We start from the raw sequence: 18,528 nt of genomic DNA on the forward strand, positions 1-18,528 counted from the left end.
TTATGAGTGTTTTTTTAATCTACTGTTTTTCACTAATTTTAGATAAACTTTGGCAAGTACCAATTATTCCATCTTTATGAAACTATTTTGGACAGGCGCTTATGGTTGGTTGTTAGCAATCACTGTCACCACATTTATACAAGCACAGAGCCAGGTGCCAGAAAATGTACAAAGACTCTGGCACAAAGCGCAAACTCAAGCTAAAGCAAAGGCACTGAAAGCCGCAGCTACTGCCTATGAACAAGCCATAGATGCATTTAAAACTAAAAATACTCACCCTGACTACCAAGTAATTATAGCCCGTTTATACCATGAACTTGCCATGCTGAACTCCTCAGATAAAATGGTGAATTTCCAACTATTTTTTGAGTATCAGATGAGAGCTAAAGAGGCGATCCAACAAAGCAACGATACCCAATACAAAGGAGAGATTTTATACCAGGCAGCCATTGCTCACTATTATTACCAACAATTTAGAAAAGCCGCCCCTTTACTGGAAGAAACGATTGAGTTGGCACAGCAACGCAAAGATTATGTGTTGCAAATAAGAGCAATGAATGTTATTGGAAGGGTGTACATGACATTGTCATTATACGATATGAGCCTAAGCTATCTTGAAAAAGCAGAACGGTTGCTCCAACAGCACCCCAACACCCCCAAAGCGTACGCAGGACAAATATACTTTAACCTTAGCCTACTCAAGCATGCCATTGATGATCAGACAAGCGCCTTGATTGATGCTCAAAAAGCCTTGCCCTTTTGGATGGCAACTTATGGGGGGGAACATTTCCGGGTAGTGTCTATTTATAACCAAATTGCACGTATCCATTTTGCGTTGGGCAATACCCAACAAACCAAGCTGTATTTACAAAAAGTTTTTGCCATTGATAACCCCCACGTACGCAAAGGCAGGGGTGCCTGCTTGACGCTTTTAGGTAAAGTATACCATCGCGAAAAACATTACCAAAAAGCCATTGGAGCATTTCGGGAAGCTATACAGGTACAAATCAATACTTTTGGAGATGATACCGCTGACAATACTGAAATTTACCAACACCTTGGCAAGTCTTATCAAGCAAGTCAACAGTTTGAGTCAGCGCTTCAAAATATTCAAAGGGCTTTGATATTAAATAATACCTTGTTTACGTCTACTGATTTTGCTGATCACCCTACCCTGAAAGGGGCGATTTATAATGAACTGCAAATACATTTGCTAAGCGACAAAGCTACTATCTGGTATGAATGGTTCAAAACAACTCAAAACATCGATTATTTGCACAAAGCATATCAAGTATATCGCTTTTTGCTTCAGGAAGTGAAGTATTGGAAAACAAGCTTAAATGATGAAAACAACTTATTACTGTTAATCAAACGGTCTAACTATATTTTTACCAACGCTATAGAGGTGTTACACACGCTTTACAAATTTACAAAACAACAACGTTACCTCAGAGAAGCTTTCCACATTACCGAACAAGCCAAAGCTTATGTATTACTCAGGTCGTTGTATGTGTCTGGCAAGTCGCCGGGGAGCGTCAACAACCAGATTGAAAATAAGATTACAAATCGCCTCAAAGATTTGCAAGAGCACCTTATAGCAGAAGAGAATAAGCCTAACCCTGACACCCGAAAAGTAGTGGATTACAAAGACCAAATATTTGAACTTAAGGCCAGCCGGGATAGCTTACGACAGTCTTTTCAAAAGTTGTCACCAGAATACTACCAAACAAAGTATCAATTTAAAATTGCCTCGGTACAAAGCATACAACAAAAAATTTTGAGCAAGCAAGAGGCTTTGATTGAATACATGCTGGCTGACAATGCTGTATTTATATTTACTGTTACACCACAAAATATCACCTTAAAAAAGGTAGAGTTCTCTAGCAATATTAAAGAGCGTATCAAGGATTTGCGTAAAAGCATTACCCACAAAAACTTTCAGGAGTTTATCAGGCATAGCCACTTTTTTTATCAAAAACTGATACAACCTATTTCTTTACCCAAGCAAGTCAACAAACTACACATTGTGCCTAGTGGTGTACTCTATCATTTGCCTTGGGAGGCGCTCATTATCCAGCTACCTACAAGCAATCAGACCAACTACAGCCAGTTGAATTACTTGCTCAAAAAATATGTGATTAGCTATGATTATTCGGCCACCCTTGTATTAAACAAAATGACTCAAAAAAGAAAAATTAGCCCTGCCCAATTGCTTGCTTTTGCTCCTGAGTTTAATAACCCAACTGGCTCTAGTGATGATACTCTCAGAAATAAACTGTCACCGCTTACCGGTGCCCAAAATGAGGTAAAAGTATTACATACACTTTATCAAGGAGAGCTGTTTACTGGGCAACAGGCTACTGAACAAGCATTTAGGGCACATATCAAAAATACTTCGGTGCTCCACCTTGCCACACATGCAGTTATCAATGATCAACATCCAGCTTTGTCGCGATTGTTGTTTAGTTTATCACCCCATGATACTGTCAATGATGGGTACTTACACGCTTACGAATTACACAACTTGCGGCTCAATACTGAGCTGGTAACCTTGAGTGCTTGCAATACTGGTTTTGGCAAAATACAAACGGGAGAAGGGGTTATGAGCCTGGGAAGGGCATTTGCTTACGCTGGAAGTCCTAATGTGTTGATGAGCCTGTGGAGTGTACCAGACCAAAGTACGGCTAAAATAATGACGGAGTTTTACAAACACCTGGCAGATGGTGTACCTAAGGATGTAGCGCTACAACGTGCCAAGCTTACCTATATTACCGACTCAGATCATATCACTAGTAACCCTTTTTACTGGAGTAGTTTTATACTTATTGGCAACCCACAACCCCTACATCTACAACCTGCCAAGGCTTTTTACCAGGGGAGTTTTTTTGTATGGTGTGGCATCATGTTTTGCGGCGTTCTTATATTTTTGTGGGTGGGACCACGTTTCTTTAGCAAGTAGCCTCACAAAAGCTTAGCTCTTGTGTAAATTATACTCAATTCATTTTGTTTAAATGTTTTTTTGATTTAAATTTAAACAAAATGTTTAAAAATAAATACTATGAAAAACGAAGAAAAAATACTGGAGCTACTTGCTGAAAGTCTCAAGAAGCTCGATCAAAACAGCAAAATGCTTGACAAACAGGGTAAAACACTTGACAAACACAGTAAAATACTTGACAAACACAGCACACAAATACAAAGACTGGTAGATGTACAAGTCACTCAAACCGACATTATGCGTGGAATGGCTATTGACATTCACGAGCTTAAAAACACCAATGTGAGCATTACCGAACTAGAAAAAAGAGTGGATGCACTGGAGAAGTATACTGTAAAAAATAAAGAAAGACATTGATGTAAGGGAGCAAACAAGAAATAACTTACCCATTTTGTAGTTGCTCTTTTGCCCCTAGACTTTGTTACTTTTCACAGCCGTAGCTCTGCTATGTGCCACGTCTCAGAATAAAATAGCTAGCAAAGAACCTGTATCCTATTTTTTAATGGCTCCCTAAAAACCCCTCGCTGATGAAATTGGTATTATCAACGAGGGGTTTTATTTTATAAAACTAGACCTGTTTTAGCTCATCTTTGAGCTTCTTACGCAAAATTTTACCCACATTCGACTTAGGTAAATCCTCTCGAAACTCTACTTCTTTGGGTACTTTATACCCTGCCAGATTATTTTTACAGTAGTCTATCACATCGGCTTGGGTAAGATTCGCATCTTTTTTGACTATATACACTTTTACCCGTTCGGTAGCCTTAGCATCGGGTATGCCTATAGCAGCTACTTCCAACACACCATCGTGCCCTGCCACCACATCTTCTACCTCATTAGGGTACACGTTAAACCCTGATACCAAAATCATATCTTTCTTACGGTCTACAATTCTGAAAAAACCATCAGGTTCCATCAAACCAATGTCTCCAGTACGGAACCAGTTATCAGAAAAAAAAGTTTTGGCGGTCTCATCGGGTCTACCGTGGTATCCACTCATTATCTGAGGACCACGCGCACATATTTCGCCTGGTTCGCCCTGAGCTACTTCTTGCCCATCATCGTCTAAAATCTTCAATTCAGTGCTTGGCAGAGGTAGTCCTATACAACCAATGCGGGCGTTGCCATCCAATGGATTACAGCTCAATACTGGAGAGGTTTCACTTAAGCCATACCCTTCGGCTACTTGTATCCCTGTTGCTTTTTCCCAGCGTTCGGCTACGGGTTTTTGTACCGCCATACCACCTGCTACTACAAACTTGGTATGCGACCAGTCTACCTGAGTAAAACCATCGGTATTTAACAAACCGTTGAAGAGCGTATTTAAACCTGTAAATAAAGTAGGTGGGTTTTGAATCAGGGTTTTAACAAAACCAGGCATATCGCGGGGATTGGTAATCAACACGCTTTTGGCGCCTACGTGTGCCATCAACAAACAGTTAACTGTCAGAGCAAACACATGGTATAAAGGCAAGGCAGTAATCATTATCTCTTTACCTTCTGCGAGTCCTATAAACCAAGCCTTGTTTTGGGTAAGGTTTGCCACTATGTTTCGGTGACTAAGGATAGCTCCTTTAGAAACTCCAGTAGTGCCCCCAGTATATTGTAAAAAAGCAGTATCAGTGTTTACCAATTCAGGTTTAGTAAAGCTCATACTCTGCCCCTTGCGTAAAGTATCTTTAAAGCGGATCATGCCGGGAATACGAAACGCAGGTACCATCTTTTTAAAGTGTTTCACTACAAAGTTAGTAATCAAACCTTTAAAAGCGCCTAACATGTCGCCTACCTCGGTAACAATCACATTTTTGATTTTAGTTTCGGGCAAAGTTTTTTGCAACTTGTCAGCAAAGTTTGCCAAAATAACGACCGTTTCCACTCCGGCATCATTGTATTGGTGCACCATTTCGCGCACAGTATACAAAGGGTTTACATTGACAACAACCAGCCCCGCACGCAAAGCTCCAAATAATGCTACAGGATACTGAAGCAAGTTGGGCATTTGTAAACCTATTCTATCACCTTTTTTTAGCCCTAAACTTTGCAAGTAAGCGGCAAAGTTACGGGAAGCTTGGTCTATTTGTGCATAAGAAAGGTCTACTCCCATATTGGAGTAAGCTGGCTTGTTGGCAAACTTTTGAAAACTCTCTTCAATAATTGCCACTACTGAACTATATTTATCTGGGTCTATTTCTGTTACAATACCCTTTGGGTACTTTTGATGCCAAGGAAAATCCGCCATCGAGTCTAATTTTTCGTTTTTTAAAGATATTATTTTAACGCTTTAAAGATAAGTCTAATTTTTGTGTAAATTCATTATAAAAACAATCATTTTATTTTGTTCATCTCCTTACCTATCTAAATCATTCTCCCCATCTTCTGCCACTATGTGTTCTCTGAATTATGCCCTACCAACGCCCTGAAATCCGAATCTTGCCAATACGCCTTAAAATCAGTGTCTTTGGGAGCATCCCACTTAAACTTGGCATCACAACGAATGGCTTGGTCTAAATGCTTGAGCATCTCAGTTTTGTTTTGCTGGTGGGCGTAAGTACAGGCCTTGTTAAACCATGCACCTCCCATCAAAGGCTCTATACTTAAGGCTTGGTCGTACGCCTGGTGCGACTCTTCATACTGTTTGAGGTAAAACAAAGCTTGCCCTTTGCGAAAGTACAGAGAACCTTCCCAGCTTCGTGCTATTTGTGGGTTTTGCTTATATATCGCCAATCCAGCATTGGCAGCAGCAAGTGATTCAGTTTCTTTCCCCATCAAGTGGAAAACATGTGCTTTGTTCGAAAAGGCTAAAGTATCCTGAGGGTTCAAGGCAAGCGCTTTATCAAAACAACGAATCGCCTCTTCACGGTTTTGGAGTCGCCCCAAGGCTACTCCCTGCACATTCCAGTAATCAGATTTGCTATTATCCAGTGCCAATGCTTTTTGCATATAATGAGACGCACTCTCGTAGTTTTCTTCCTGAAAAGCACTACGCCCCAATACCGAGTAATGATAGCCCATGGCTTTTGGGAAAAAACACTCCATTTTCAGTATTGCCTCATTACTCAAAGGCGTGTCGTTAAAATAAACTCTTTCCAGGTTTACCAGTTTTTGGAGCTCGTCGGGTATGTCGGTAAAATTATTATTACTTAGCACTAAGTGTTTTGTTTCGGTAAATAAACCCACTTCAGGGGGCAGTTTGTCAAGTTCAAAAGCAGATAATGAAAGCCATTCTGTATTGTAAACTTCTTGTAAAATGTGCTGAGGTGAAGCAGTGTTATTTTTGAGACAATAGGCTCCTCCTATGTTACCATATTTCAGCATTAGGTTTGCCAACAACGCAGTGTCTAAGTCTTCAATCTCTTTGGTCTCCTCCAAAAACTCTGAAACTTCGTGTTCACTGAGACTCAGTGGGTCATCATAGTCCCACAAATTTTGGGTATAATCAAGCAATACCTGGGGTGCGTTGGCTCTAAATAACTCATGTGCCTGTTTAGCAATGTCCAAATCTTCGCAACAAAGACTGATGACATACAGGTAAGTAAGTAATTCGGAAGGAACCCCTCCGCTGGCGATGAGCTGCAGCGCAAGACGTAGGTTTTCGTACAGCTTACTATCAAGCAGTCTTTTTACCTTTTCAATGTATTGGCTGGTTTCTTCGTTTTTATATTTCAGGTATTGCTCATTTTCCATCACTTGTCAAGAGATTGGGTTCAATGATAAATATAAGAAAAATACAGGACTGATGGATGTTTTTAAGGCTACTTAATGGAGGTAAACACTGCCTCAAGACAGAAAAAAAACTGTAAGATCAAGATAAAAACCATAGCACCAGTATATTTGTAGTCAAACACGAATTATAATCAATGAAACCTATACACATTCTATTCATTATTGCATTTGGTATTGCTGGAGCATTGTCTTTTTTTGAACTATCAAAACAACCGCCTATTCAACATGTTACTGAGGTGTTTGGTACCTATACTGATACCAGCAAGTTACCCAAAAACTACAAACTATTTCATGTGAATAAAGATATACTTCCCCATTTGCGTTGGCGTATGTTAGAGGGTTTTTTGGCGGGTTTGATGTATGGTTTTTTGATGATGCGTTACCTTTTGTGGGCGATTTACAAAAGAGGAATAAAAAAAGGTGTAAATGAATAACATCTTTGTTGTACATACAAGCTTGCCTAAATTTTAGTATATTAGAACAAGAACTCATCCCAGGTTTTTGTTTTTTCGAGAGACGAATTCTAAGGAATGGTGTAAAAATAAATTTCTATAGTAACGCTAAAATATTTTGTTGCTAGACGAGGCACGGCAATATCCAGTGGATATTGAGCGAGCTTGAGGGATGGTCGGCTAATAGCAGCGCTATTCGGCTATTTTTTAACAAAGTATAGCCTCAAAAGATGAGGTTAAGAATGTAAATTTATTTTGGTACCATTCCTAAGTATTATTTACCTGCCAAGAGTTTCAGGATAAATGAGCTGGGGATTTTTCACGAAAACCAACAGAATGTACTCCCTTTCTGTTGTTGCTATAGTACTAAACACTATTTACATACATATTATGACTAATACTTCACCAAATACTGACGACTTTATTAACTATCAATCTTTTTTTAGCCCTCAGGATGCTCAACCTTTGCTAGAGTTTTTAACTGAGTTTGAGGTACAATATCAGCTCGAAGAAATTCCTGAGCTATTGGGGCAACCCCTCATTGGAGATCACTTAAGGGCTAAATGGTTGTTGCGCATTGCTCGCAGCGATATAGATAATGTCAATGAATTGTTGAGCAAAGCTGCCGAACAAATAAACGATGTCCCTAAAACCCATTATTTACATAAATTTACCAACCCAGAGCTACGCGACATTATTAAATCGCCTCAGGAATGGAACCCTCAAGATGTTCACTTTGCCAAATTATTGCTCAAAGATCGGGGGAAACCCTATGAATAGTTTTTTATGAATCTATTTAACTTAGTGCTAACAGGGTTTAGTCATTAGCTTTTAGCCAAACCCTGTTTCACAGAAAACTACATATATCATATTGATTTTTGGTGATTTATGAAAGCCACAATTAGAAGTCATTGCAGGAGGATAAGCACTTGGCATTGTACTAAAAATCAACAGGTTGCAAACTTTTCTTTAAGGATTTTTGTTTTTTTACACTGTTTGCTAAAACATCATTTTTATTTGGCGAAGAGTGTATAACGCTCTGCTATGCTGAGCTAAATGAAGTTGAGAACAGCAGAGTGTTTTCAACTAAAACCTAAATTTTATACATTTAGTTTTTTTTGAATTAAATACAATATGGAGTTCATCAAAGTAAAATCAAAAAACAATCTTTCAACAATTTATGCTTCATTTTATGCTTCGTTACATGCCCCTTTTGATGGCATGTGGGACGAAATTACTGGCAATGCCACCCACTGGAGTATTAGTCATCAACACAAAAACATTGGATTTTATGTAATTGATGATGCCAATGTCTTGATCAACTTTTTTTTGATAGACACTGCTCTCCCTTTATTAGAAGAGGTTTTTGCTCAACTATTGGCCCAACATAAGATTAAGTCTGGCATAGTAAGCACTAACGCCCCTGTATTTGTAAGTGCTTGCGCAGATTTTGCCCGCACTATTACTCCGCACTCATATTTGTTTCAAGATCATAAAAAGCGTGATTTGGTTGCCCCTGCTTTGGCCAATGGAACCAAGCCTGTGTTGACAGTTGCTCAAACCAGCGACCATCAAGCTGCAGTAAACTTTGGAGTAGTAGCTATAGGAGCAGATAAAACATGGCTAGAAAGCTATTATGCCCTTAGAATACAAAGACAAGAGTTGTTTTTGTGGCAAGCTGGAGAGGAGATTATAGGCGCTTGTGAAGCTCGCAAAAGTGATTCACAACCAGGAATAGGCGACGTGGGTATGGTAGTGAGCATTCCTTATCGCCGCCAAGGTGCAGGAGCTTACCTACTGAATGAAGCAAAAAAGAAATGTTACCAGCAGGGGCTTACCCCAATATGCTCTTGCGAAAAAGAAAATATAGGCTCATGCCGGTCTATTTACAAAGCAGGTTTTGTGAGTAAGCACCGGATATTGAGCGTGGAGTTCTGATTTTTTTCAAATTTGTACCCCTACCAGTAAAATATCATCCCGTTGTTCACAGTCTTCCATGTGGTTATCCAGCATTTGTTCTATGTGCGATTTTTGCTGGGGCAACTCCAGAAAAGCCACCTCTGCAAGTATTTGTTTCAGGTAGCGGTTTCCAAACTTCTTGCGGGCTTTATTGTTTTGGTCAGCCAAACCATCAGAACCAATATAAAACATGCTTCCTGATGGTAGGGTCAGCTGCTGTGTTTCAAAGACAATATTTTCATTTTGGTATCCGCCAATAGAGCGTCGGGTACCTTCCAACGTATTTAGGGTGTGTTTTTTGTTAACCGATACATAAAATAAAGGCCTTTTGGCACCAGCAAAACTAAGGCAGATATCGTTGTCCGATGAGGCATCTTCTATAACACATATGGCAACGTCCATGCCACTGTTATTACCCGTTTGTTCCTGCTTAAGGCCATTCGTAATATTGGTATGCAGGCGGTCAAGAATTTCTGAAGGATTAAAAACTTTATTTACTTTGATAATGTTGTCAAGCAGGGTATTGGCTACCATGCTCATAAATGCCCCTGGAACACCGTGTCCGGTACAGTCCACTGCCACTACAAACCTTTTACCTTCTACTTGTTCTATCCAATAAAAATCCCCCGATACAATATCTTTGGGGCGATAAATAACAAAATATTCAGACAAAAATCTGGATACTCTCTCTTTGGAAGGGAAAGTAGCTGTCTGAATGTTTTTTGCCACTTTGAGGCTTTGAAAAATCAGCTCATTTTTTTTGCCCAGTTCCTTATTTTTAACTTCTATGGCCTCTTGTTGAGCCAAAATTTCTTCTTGCTGTTGGTACAGTTCTTCATTTTGAACTGATATTTCATCTTTTTGCAACCTCAACTCACCATTAAGACTTGTGAGTAAAGCATTGGCTTTCTTTTTTGAGCGGTAATACCCAAACAGGATGAACGCAAATACCAGAGTAAATATAGAAGCCCCGCTCACGGCAATCAGAAAATAAAACTGTGTTTGTTGGGTAGCCTTGCTTGCTTTAAGTTTTTTATCCTGTATTTCTTTGTCTTTGCGTAGCAATTCGTTTTCCTGATGCTTTTTATCCACCTCGTAGGTAGCCTGCAGGTTGGCTATTTCCTTTACTTTTTGTTGATTAAAGATGCTATCTTTCCAGAGTATAAATTGTTCATGGAACATAAGTGCCTTGCGGGAGTTACCTTGAGCTTTGTAGAGTTGGTATAGTCCCCGTAAGCCTTCCACCACATCCCGGTCTGATTTTATTTTTTTTGCAGTGGCAACCCCTTGTTTCAGGTATTTTTCGGCAAGTATGGCATTCCCTTGTTGTAGGTATATATTGCCAAAACGCACCGAGAAATAGGCTTTATAGTACTGCTTGCCGATCATTTCAAATCCAGCAAGGGTTTTTTTGAGCAGGGCTATAGCCTTGTCATATTCATGCTTTTTACCATAGATGAGCCCTACATAACCCATTGAGAAGTATTTGATAAATTTATTATCATTTTTACTGCTTATTTCCAGGGCCTTTTGGCTGTATATCAATGCATTGTCATAGTCTTTTTGGGCGTAATAAACTTCTGTAATGCTTGCCGATATAAGCGCTATTTTAGGAGCATGGTTGAGTTCCCGCGCAAGGGTAAGCCCTTTGAAAAAATACTTTAGTGCTTGAGAATATTCTGCCTGTTCGTAATATACCATGCCAATGTCATTAAATATCCAGGCTATGCTTTTCCTATCCTGAGTAGATTCAACGATTTTCAAAGCTTTGAAGTAATACTCCAGAGCTTTGGTATAGTTTGCCTGACTAATGTAAGTTACTCCAATATTTTTATAAGCAGAGGCTTCCCCTTTTTTATATCCTATTTTTTGGGCAAGTTCCAGTGCTTGTTCCGCATATGCTCTTTCCTGCTTTACATCAACTCCATAAAACGCATAAGAGAGTTTGTTGAGTAATGTCACTTTCTGACTATCTGCCTTTACAGCCTGTAATTTTTGGGTCAGGCGGTCAATCTCCCGACTTTGGGCATTGGTTTGTTGGGGTATCAGACAATAAAATGTCCATAATAGTATTAAACAAGTTTGTTTCATGTAGCGGTACATTTAAGACGAACATCATAGATTTGCAAAAGTGGAGATGGGTGAAGGCTCAAGCGGATACAATGAGTGTGTGATAGCTGTGGTTTGAGTTTCGGTGTAGATTACCGAGTCATGCGGGTTAGGGTATTTTGTTGAATTATTATCGTAACAATCTGTTAAGCAATCACTTAGCTCTAACACCTGTTAGTTATTGTTATAAACTTTTTTTGTTATAACTTTAAAACGAAACATTTGTACTATTGTTGGGTTAACAGAACGCTTTTACCAATTAAAAAACAAAAAAAAATCTGATTAGCTCCGGAGCTGTCCAAAGAGCGTAAAGAGTTTTTATATGCCAGGTTTTTTAGATATTGAGTGTTCTTTTGGAAGCTATTTTTTTAAGCTGAACAATGCATTGGTTAACAATGATTTACCTTTTATCCTCTTTGCTTTTTAATGTTTTTTTCATACACCTTAGGGGGGGGGCTGGGTACTTTTTTTTCATACCAACAGCTTGCAGTGTCTGGCAGGCTTGGTTATGAAGGAATAAACCTCAATACATAGTTAGAAATTAATGCAAGAACTCATGAAAAAAACAGTGTATCTTATGTTTACAATGGTAGTGTTGGCGTCTTGCAAAACCAATAATGGGACTAACGAAAGGTAACATGGCATTTCCAAAGTGTTAACAGGTGACAGTATATTGGAAATGGATGGAGTAATCAACAGCAACTCACTTGATAATTTCAAGCAACTTATAACCAAATACCCGCATATCAATCAGATCAATATCAAAGAATGTAAAGGCTCATCAAACGATATTATCAATCTACAACTTGCTGCATTGGTACACCAAAAAAAGATAAATATACACCTAATGGATAATGGATTGATTGCATCGAGAGTAAGTTCTCAATCCTCGAAACGACTAAAGTTGCGCTTAGAAAACAGCGGAAAAACAAATGATTTGCTGTAAAACCAACAGACCCCATTCATACGAATGAGGTCTGTTGGTTTTTGTTTATTTTTTCATCCTTTCCAAGGGTGTTGTTACGCTTCTTCTTTCTTAAACAGTGAGTCTACAAACTCATGTTTATTAAAAATCTGCAAATCCTCTATACCTTCACCTACTCCTATGTATTTTACAGGTACTTTGAACTGATCGGAGATGCCAATGACTACGCCACCTTTGGCAGTGCCATCTAACTTGGTAATGGCAAGGGCAGTTACTTCTGTAGCTTCGGTAAAGGCTTTAGCCTGAGAAATGGCATTTTGCCCTGTGCTCCCATCCAATACCAGCAATACCTCGTGTGGTGCTTCAGGAATTACTTTGCTCATTACCCGCTTGATTTTACTCAGCTCGTTCATTAATGGTACTTTGGTTTGTAAACGTCCGGCTGTATCTACAATCACCACATCAGCATTCATCTCTACCCCTTTCTCTACTGCGTCAAATGCTACTGATGCTGGATCTTTGTTCATACCGAGCTCAATCACAGGCACCCCTACTCGCTCACCCCATACTTTGAGCTGGTCTACTGCTGCTGCTCTAAAGGTATCGGCAGCCCCCAGCACCACTTCTTTTCCAGCAAGTTTAAACTGATTGGCTAGTTTACCAATGGTGGTTGTTTTTCCTACTCCATTTACCCCCACAACCATTATTACATAAGGCTTGGTGTCTTTGGGCAAGTCAAATTCTTCTACATTATCCTGGTTGCTTTCAGCTAAAAGGTGGGCTATTTCATCTTTGAGAATGCCGTCAAGTTCATTGGCAAAAAACTTTTCTTTTTTTACTCTCTCCTCTATCCGTTCAATGATTTTGATTGTAGTGTCCACTCCCACATCCGAACTAATCAACACTTCTTCCAAGTCGTCTAGTACTTCATCGTCTACTTTCGACTTACCCACTAGCTTTTTACCTAGTTTTGAAAGGAAATTTTTCTTGGTTTTCTCCAAACCCTGGTCGAGTTTTTCCTTTTTTTTCTTATTAAAAATACCGAATATTCCCATGGTATAATTTTATTATTAATTAGTTTGGATTTGCACAAGTAAATCCTATCAAGTAAGAAGCCGAAACAATAAGAAGCAGTAGTTGGTGCCAAACTGTCAGTTTTTCACCTAAACGCTGCACAACTTTGCCAAGATAGCTCATAAAAAGATAAAAAAAAAGAAGTTTCACTGGATGAAACTTCTTCAGAATATCTTAAAGATAAGTAAGCATAAAATTACTTCAATGCTTCTTTTGCCTCTCCTACTGGCACCATTTCTTCTTTAAAAGTGTATGCTCCAGTTTTTGCAGACTTCACAGCCTTTACGATTTTCACAAACTTAGCACCTTCTCCGGTTTTAAGTGTTGCTACGGTTTTCTTTGCCATAATTCATTCAAATTTTTTGACTATACAAATTGCCTCTCTCAATACAAGGGAGGGTTTAAGTCATTGAAATTACTTAATTTCTTTGTGAACAGTATGCTTTTTTAGAACCGGGTTGTATTTTTTCAACTCTATGCGTTGAGTAGTGTTCTTGCGGTTCTTTGTTGTTATATATCTTGACATACCAGGCATACCGCTTTTTTTGTGTTCGGTACACTCCAAGATAACTTGAATTCTATTTCCTTTCTTCGCCATTATTCCAGTAAATTTCAAATTTGAGCACGCAAATATAAAGTATAAAAGGCATAAAGTCGAGTTTATGTCAGGAATTTTTTTTATGAGCCACTATACCCTATATCTTCATTTAACCACCAAAAAACCAAGTCACTGCTTGCTCTTTTGGCTTGTATGGTGGACTAATCTTCTTAAGACAATATTTTTAACGCAAACTGATTGCGGTGTGGTTTAAGCTCAGGTATGTATACTAACGTACAACTTGACTCGCCTGTAAAAGATATATTTTGTACATTGGGTACTTTACCAAACAAATACCAAATGTCTGTTAAACTTATTCATTATTACCGAGAAAATGCAGAATATCGTCAAGCGTTTTTTGAGCTTGTTCCTCAGATTTTTACTGGAGTATCATTTACTGAGTGGTATAAACGAGGCTGTTGGGATCCAAAATATCAAGGATACGCTATGTACGACGAAACTACCAGGCAAATGATTGCTAATGTAAGCATTTGCCCCATGGATATATGGCTCAATCATCGTTTGATTCAAGGGGTACAATTTTCGGCAGTAAGTAGTTTGCCTCAGGCTAGAGGCAAAGGTTATCACCGTAAGTTAATGGAAGCTGTTTTTAAGGATTATGCTCACCAAACTGATTTATTCTTCTTGTTTGCCAATCCATCGGTTACTGATTTTTACCCTCTTTTTGGATTTCGCCAAGTAAAAGAACACTTATTTCACGCTGCCTACCCATCTAACCTGTCTCCTGGTTTTTCGGCAGTACACCTGGATGTAGACCAACCAGATGACTGGCAATTGCTTACTTCGTTTACGGCAAACCGTACCCCAATTACTCAAGTATTTGGTGCCGCAAACGATGGCTATATACTAGGCTGGGGCTTGTTATACCCCTTTAGACAAAAGATATTGTACCTGCCTCAACAACAAGTAATAGTGATAGCTGAAACTAAAGAAGGGGTCTTGTATATATATGACATTCTAACCCAAAAACCTTTATCTGAGATAAACTTTGATGAAGTATTAGAACTGGTAAGTTTACCCGGAACCCATACTATCGAACTACATTTTACCCCTGAAAAACTCCCTCTAACGGCTACCCCAATAGCAACAAATGGAAACTCTCCCCTGTTTGTTAAGGGAGACTTCCCGATAGCATCTCATCACTTTAAGTTTCCTGTGATGGCACAAACCTAAATCTTAGGTTGAACTTTCTTGACTCAACAAATGTTAAATACTCAACTTACGCTTTTGTATTTAATGTAACTATATTAGTTTTGTATGCAACTAACATAAAGGCATCAGTCAACATTATTCTATTTTAACCAAAATGAGGATACAAAAAATTATTTATTGGGTAGCTACAGGCTTATTATCAGCTATGGTACTTATGTCGGCAGGAATGTATGTGTTCAACTACGAAAAAATAAAGCTTGTATTTACCAACTTAAGCTACCCCACTTATATTATTTATCCATTGGCTGTAGCCAAAGTGCTTGCTGTAGTGGCCATACTCACTAAAAAATCTGCCTGGCTCAAAGAGTGGGCTTATGCGGGGCTATTTTTTGATTTTTTACTCGCTCTAGCTGCCCATTTAGCCATCGCAGACGGAGAGCACTACGGAGCCATTGTAGCATTGGTTCTTTTGACAGTGTCGTATTATTTTGATAGAAAATTTCTTTAGTAGCTCATACTTCCACCTACAGGTTTTAAAAATCAACGCAATACAAAACCAATAAAGTTTGTAGAACAGTCTTTAACTTATTGTTTAGAGATGCATTGGCATCTAAGAATTTGAGGCTGTAGTAGCTCAGGTCATTACATAGTTAGGTTAGAGTTTAGTTATAGATTCGCTAAAAGTCCATAGTCATTGATTATGGGCTTTTTTTATTACCGCTTGCTGTAATATACTTGCCCTATTGCTCTGCCAACTACACAGTGGTGATGATAATACCAATAGTTTTCACCTTATCAATTAAAACAACAACGCCCTGACAATTAGCCAAGGCATTGGTTTAAAAAACGTTGGTTAGAGTCAAAGCATTCAAAGGCAGGTAAACCAAAACCAGCCAACCATCAAAAAACTTAACCTTTGAAATACTCTTTGCCATTTACATCAATATAGCCCATTTTTTCGCCTATGTTGACCAAGGCAACACCATTTTCGAAGCTTTGGAAAAACTCCACATCTACTTCGTCTAACTGTTGTACATCTGCGGTATATTTTATCGGAATTACCACTTCACCTTTAGAGTCTATAAAACCATACAAGGCGCCTTGACGCACATACGCGCGCCCATTTTGAAAAGAGCCTACATAGTCGTACTTAAACGGTATGGCTTCATTGCCATCTTTGTCCATAAACCCCCACTTTTCGCCCTTTTTTAGAGCTACTAAGCCCTCGCTAAACTCTTGTGCATCGTCGTAAATCGGCTTTACAATCACTTGTCCCGCTTCATTGATAAACCCATAGCGCTCTTCTTCCATAATAATAGCTCTGCCCTCGAAAAAGCCATAGGCTTGTTCAAAGTCAAAGTCTATTAACAGCTTACCCTCTGGGCTTATGTAGCCATAGGCTGGTCCATCTTCAAACATTTGGGCTACTGCAATCAAGTGAGTTTGGTTGCCCACATCCAAATCATCATAATCAAGCGGTACCATCTGTTGCGTTTTTAGGTCAATGATTTCGTATTGTTCATCGCGAGCCAAAAATGCCAGGTTGTTTTGTACCTCTATGATAAAGTTGTCGCCCAACTCTACTACTTCATTGCCTTGTGCGTCAATTACCCCATGTTGTTCATCTATTTCTACTTCAGCAAACCCGTTTTTAAACAACCCGGCATAATCATATATACAAGGAATCACGAGGTTGTTTTGAGCGTTTACATAGCCATACTTGTCGTCAGACATGACCGCTGCCAGTCCATCTGTAAAATTGGCAACGTCCTCGTAGTCAGCCGGAACCACTAATTTGCCAGTGGTGTCAATAAAACCAATCAAGCCATCGAGCATAACAGCTGCCAGTCCTTCCTGAAAAGGGTGCACTTCTTCAAAAGTACAGGGAATAATTACATTGCCTTGTGGGTCAGCAAATCCCCATTTTTCGCCATCACGATAAGGTATCAGTTGTGGGTTCATTAAGATATATTTTTAACTTTCTTGTTTAAGGTGTAATCATAGAAAAGTATGCACTGCTTTGCAAGGGCAAACTTGTTTTTTATCAGGTTTTGGCAAAATCATTTTCTTTAGAGTACTTTTAAGCACCAGAACTTACCTTAAGGTATTCACCTTTGAGGCAAGTTTAACTAATCAAAAAATGTCTCTTATGCCTAAGTTTGAGAAAATCAGTGCGGCTTTGCTGTTCGCCTTTGCTTTACTTGTACGGTTTCCGCTAGATTACTTTTTATTTGACATTGTACACTCATTTGCTGTTCAAATAGTTGTGTTATACTTGTGCGTAGCAATACTGAGTTTTATTTGGCAAAAGAAGTGGTTGCTCACCAGTAGTATATTAAGTAGTGTACTCATTAGCACATTGTTTATTCAATGGTTTTGGCAGTCGCACCCTGATCCCAAAAACCTGCAAGGTACTGCTTTTAAGGTCGCACATTTCAATGTGTGGAAAAGAAATACCCAACACCAAAAAGTGATCACAGTAGCCAAAAATACCGAAGCCGATATTATTTCTTTTGAGGAGGTAAACGATCGTTGGTGGCGAGCACTTAAAAAAGGATTGGAAAGCACCTACCCTTACCAATATGTTGTCACCCGTGATGATAATTTTGGTATTGCTATGTTTTCTAAATTTGAGATGCAAAACACTCAAGCCAGGTATTTTAGTGACCTACCCAGCATCACCACCACTATCGACATGCCTTTTGGCCAGTTGCATTGGGTGTCGTCACATGTATTACCCCCAAAAAACAATGAATGGTATCAGCGTCGTAACAGTGACTTGGTAAAAATTGCGGCGTATATGAAAGGCAAAAAAGGATATAAGCTTGCAGTAGGCGATTACAATATTGTGAGTTGGTCACCTGTGATACAGCGTTTTAAAAAAACTGCCAACTTACTGGACAGTCGTCGTGAGTTCAGCCCATCTTATCCGGCCTGGAGCTGGTTATTGGGGGTACCAATCGACCATATTTTTCATTCACTCAATATTCAATGTCTTAGTTTTGGTACTACCGAAACTACCCCGTCCGACCATTGGGGTATTGTGGGGCAATACAAGGCTATTTTAATTACGAATTACGAATGAATCAATCACGAATTCACGCGAAGCGACTATGGTCTACCGACTCCGGACTAATATTTAATTACGAATTACGAATGGATCAATTACGAATTAAAGCAAAGCCACTATGGTCTACCAACTACCGACTCTGGACTAAATTACGAATTAGTCAATTACGAATTACGAATGAATGCGAAGCCACTATGGTCTACCAACTACCGACTCCGGACTAATATTTAATTACGAATTACGAATGGATCAATTACGAATTAAAGCAAAGCCACTACGGTCTACCAACTACCGACTCTGGACTAATATTCAATTACGAATTAGTCAATTACGAATTACGAATGAATGCGAAGCCACTATGGTCTACCAACTTCCATCTACCAATTTCATAATCTACTGATAATCAGGAAGCTATTTTTTGTATTTGATAGCCCATTCTTAGAGCTT

At 39.0% G+C, this 18,528-nt stretch carries 16 protein-coding genes; 9 read left to right on the plus strand and 7 right to left on the minus strand.

The features are described 5' to 3' along the window. Positions 1-76 precede the first annotated feature (76 nt). Positions 77-2,959, plus strand: coding sequence for a CHAT domain-containing tetratricopeptide repeat protein (locus tag Q0954_RS18940; RefSeq protein ID WP_299459166.1), 2,883 nt, complete (start codon positions 77-79; stop codon positions 2,957-2,959). Between the two features lie 99 nt (positions 2,960-3,058). Beyond that, on the plus strand, positions 3,059-3,355 hold the full coding sequence (locus tag Q0954_RS18945) for a hypothetical protein (RefSeq protein WP_299459167.1): 297 nt from the start codon (positions 3,059-3,061) through the stop codon (positions 3,353-3,355). Positions 3,356-3,566: 211 nt separating this feature from the next. On the opposite strand, the gene Q0954_RS18950 is transcribed toward Q0954_RS18945, so the two are convergent. Further along, entirely contained in the window at positions 3,567-5,237 is a 1,671-nt protein-coding gene (locus Q0954_RS18950; protein ID WP_299459168.1) for an AMP-binding protein, read from the minus strand. 143 nt (positions 5,238-5,380) lie between these two features. Then, positions 5,381-6,682 (minus strand): tetratricopeptide repeat protein, encoded by a 1,302-nt coding sequence (locus Q0954_RS18955; RefSeq protein ID WP_299459169.1) that lies wholly within the window; start codon positions 6,680-6,682, stop codon positions 5,381-5,383. Positions 6,683-6,855: 173 nt separating this feature from the next. Between Q0954_RS18955 and Q0954_RS18960 the strand changes: the two genes are divergently transcribed. The 3 genes from Q0954_RS18960 to Q0954_RS18970 all read left to right on the plus strand — a co-directional run bounded on the left by Q0954_RS18960 (position 6,856) and on the right by Q0954_RS18970 (position 9,111). Continuing rightward, positions 6,856-7,155, plus strand: a complete 300-nt coding sequence (locus tag Q0954_RS18960; RefSeq protein WP_299459170.1) for a hypothetical protein — start codon at positions 6,856-6,858, stop codon at positions 7,153-7,155. Positions 7,156-7,563: 408 nt separating this feature from the next. After that, positions 7,564-7,953 (plus strand): hypothetical protein, encoded by a 390-nt coding sequence (locus Q0954_RS18965; RefSeq protein WP_299459171.1) that lies wholly within the window; start codon positions 7,564-7,566, stop codon positions 7,951-7,953. 354 nt (positions 7,954-8,307) lie between these two features. Continuing rightward, entirely contained in the window at positions 8,308-9,111 is an 804-nt protein-coding gene (locus Q0954_RS18970) for a GNAT family N-acetyltransferase (protein WP_299459172.1), read from the plus strand. A gap of 6 nt (positions 9,112-9,117) precedes the next feature. Here the strand turns inward: Q0954_RS18970 and Q0954_RS18975 are convergent, their stop codons facing one another. Continuing rightward, a complete protein-coding gene (locus tag Q0954_RS18975) occupies positions 9,118-11,223 on the minus strand; it encodes a tetratricopeptide repeat protein (protein WP_299459173.1) in 2,106 nt (701 codons plus the stop codon). A 670-nt stretch (positions 11,224-11,893) separates the two neighbouring features. Here Q0954_RS18975 and Q0954_RS18980 point away from each other — a divergent pair. Beyond that, entirely contained in the window at positions 11,894-12,187 is a 294-nt protein-coding gene (locus Q0954_RS18980) for a hypothetical protein (RefSeq protein WP_299459174.1), read from the plus strand. A 74-nt stretch (positions 12,188-12,261) separates the two neighbouring features. Here Q0954_RS18980 and ftsY read toward each other — a convergent pair whose 3' ends face one another. The 3 genes from ftsY to rpmG form a co-directional block, all read right to left on the minus strand. Then, positions 12,262-13,221 carry a signal recognition particle-docking protein FtsY gene (ftsY, locus tag Q0954_RS18985; protein WP_299459175.1) on the minus strand — a complete coding sequence of 320 codons (960 nt, stop codon included), beginning with the start codon at positions 13,219-13,221 and terminating at the stop codon, positions 12,262-12,264. Between the two features lie 215 nt (positions 13,222-13,436). Beyond that, positions 13,437-13,586: a DUF4295 domain-containing protein gene (locus Q0954_RS18990; protein ID WP_002697424.1), complete on the minus strand. Its 150-nt coding sequence runs from the start codon at positions 13,584-13,586 to the stop codon at positions 13,437-13,439. Positions 13,587-13,655: 69 nt separating this feature from the next. Continuing rightward, entirely contained in the window at positions 13,656-13,838 is a 183-nt protein-coding gene (gene rpmG / locus Q0954_RS18995) for a 50S ribosomal protein L33 (RefSeq protein WP_002697423.1), read from the minus strand. Positions 13,839-14,138: 300 nt separating this feature from the next. Between rpmG and Q0954_RS19000 the strand changes: the two genes are divergently transcribed. Both Q0954_RS19000 and Q0954_RS19005 read left to right on the plus strand, forming a co-directional pair. Then, positions 14,139-15,032, plus strand: coding sequence for a GNAT family N-acetyltransferase (locus Q0954_RS19000; protein ID WP_299459176.1), 894 nt, complete (start codon positions 14,139-14,141; stop codon positions 15,030-15,032). A gap of 133 nt (positions 15,033-15,165) precedes the next feature. After that, complete coding sequence (locus Q0954_RS19005; RefSeq protein ID WP_299459177.1) at positions 15,166-15,519, plus strand: DoxX family protein; 354 nt, start codon at positions 15,166-15,168, stop codon at positions 15,517-15,519. A gap of 401 nt (positions 15,520-15,920) precedes the next feature. On the opposite strand, the gene Q0954_RS19010 is transcribed toward Q0954_RS19005, so the two are convergent. After that, positions 15,921-16,973, minus strand: a complete 1,053-nt coding sequence (locus Q0954_RS19010) for a WG repeat-containing protein (RefSeq protein WP_299459178.1) — start codon at positions 16,971-16,973, stop codon at positions 15,921-15,923. A 187-nt stretch (positions 16,974-17,160) separates the two neighbouring features. Here Q0954_RS19010 and Q0954_RS19015 point away from each other — a divergent pair, with 187 nt between their 5' ends. Next, complete coding sequence (locus tag Q0954_RS19015) at positions 17,161-18,096, plus strand: endonuclease/exonuclease/phosphatase family protein (RefSeq protein WP_299459179.1); 936 nt, start codon at positions 17,161-17,163, stop codon at positions 18,094-18,096. Positions 18,097-18,528: the final 432 nt, after the last annotated feature.

Source organism: uncultured Microscilla sp. (assembly GCF_947493425.1).
Classification (GTDB): Bacteria; Bacteroidota; Bacteroidia; order Cytophagales; family Microscillaceae; genus Microscilla.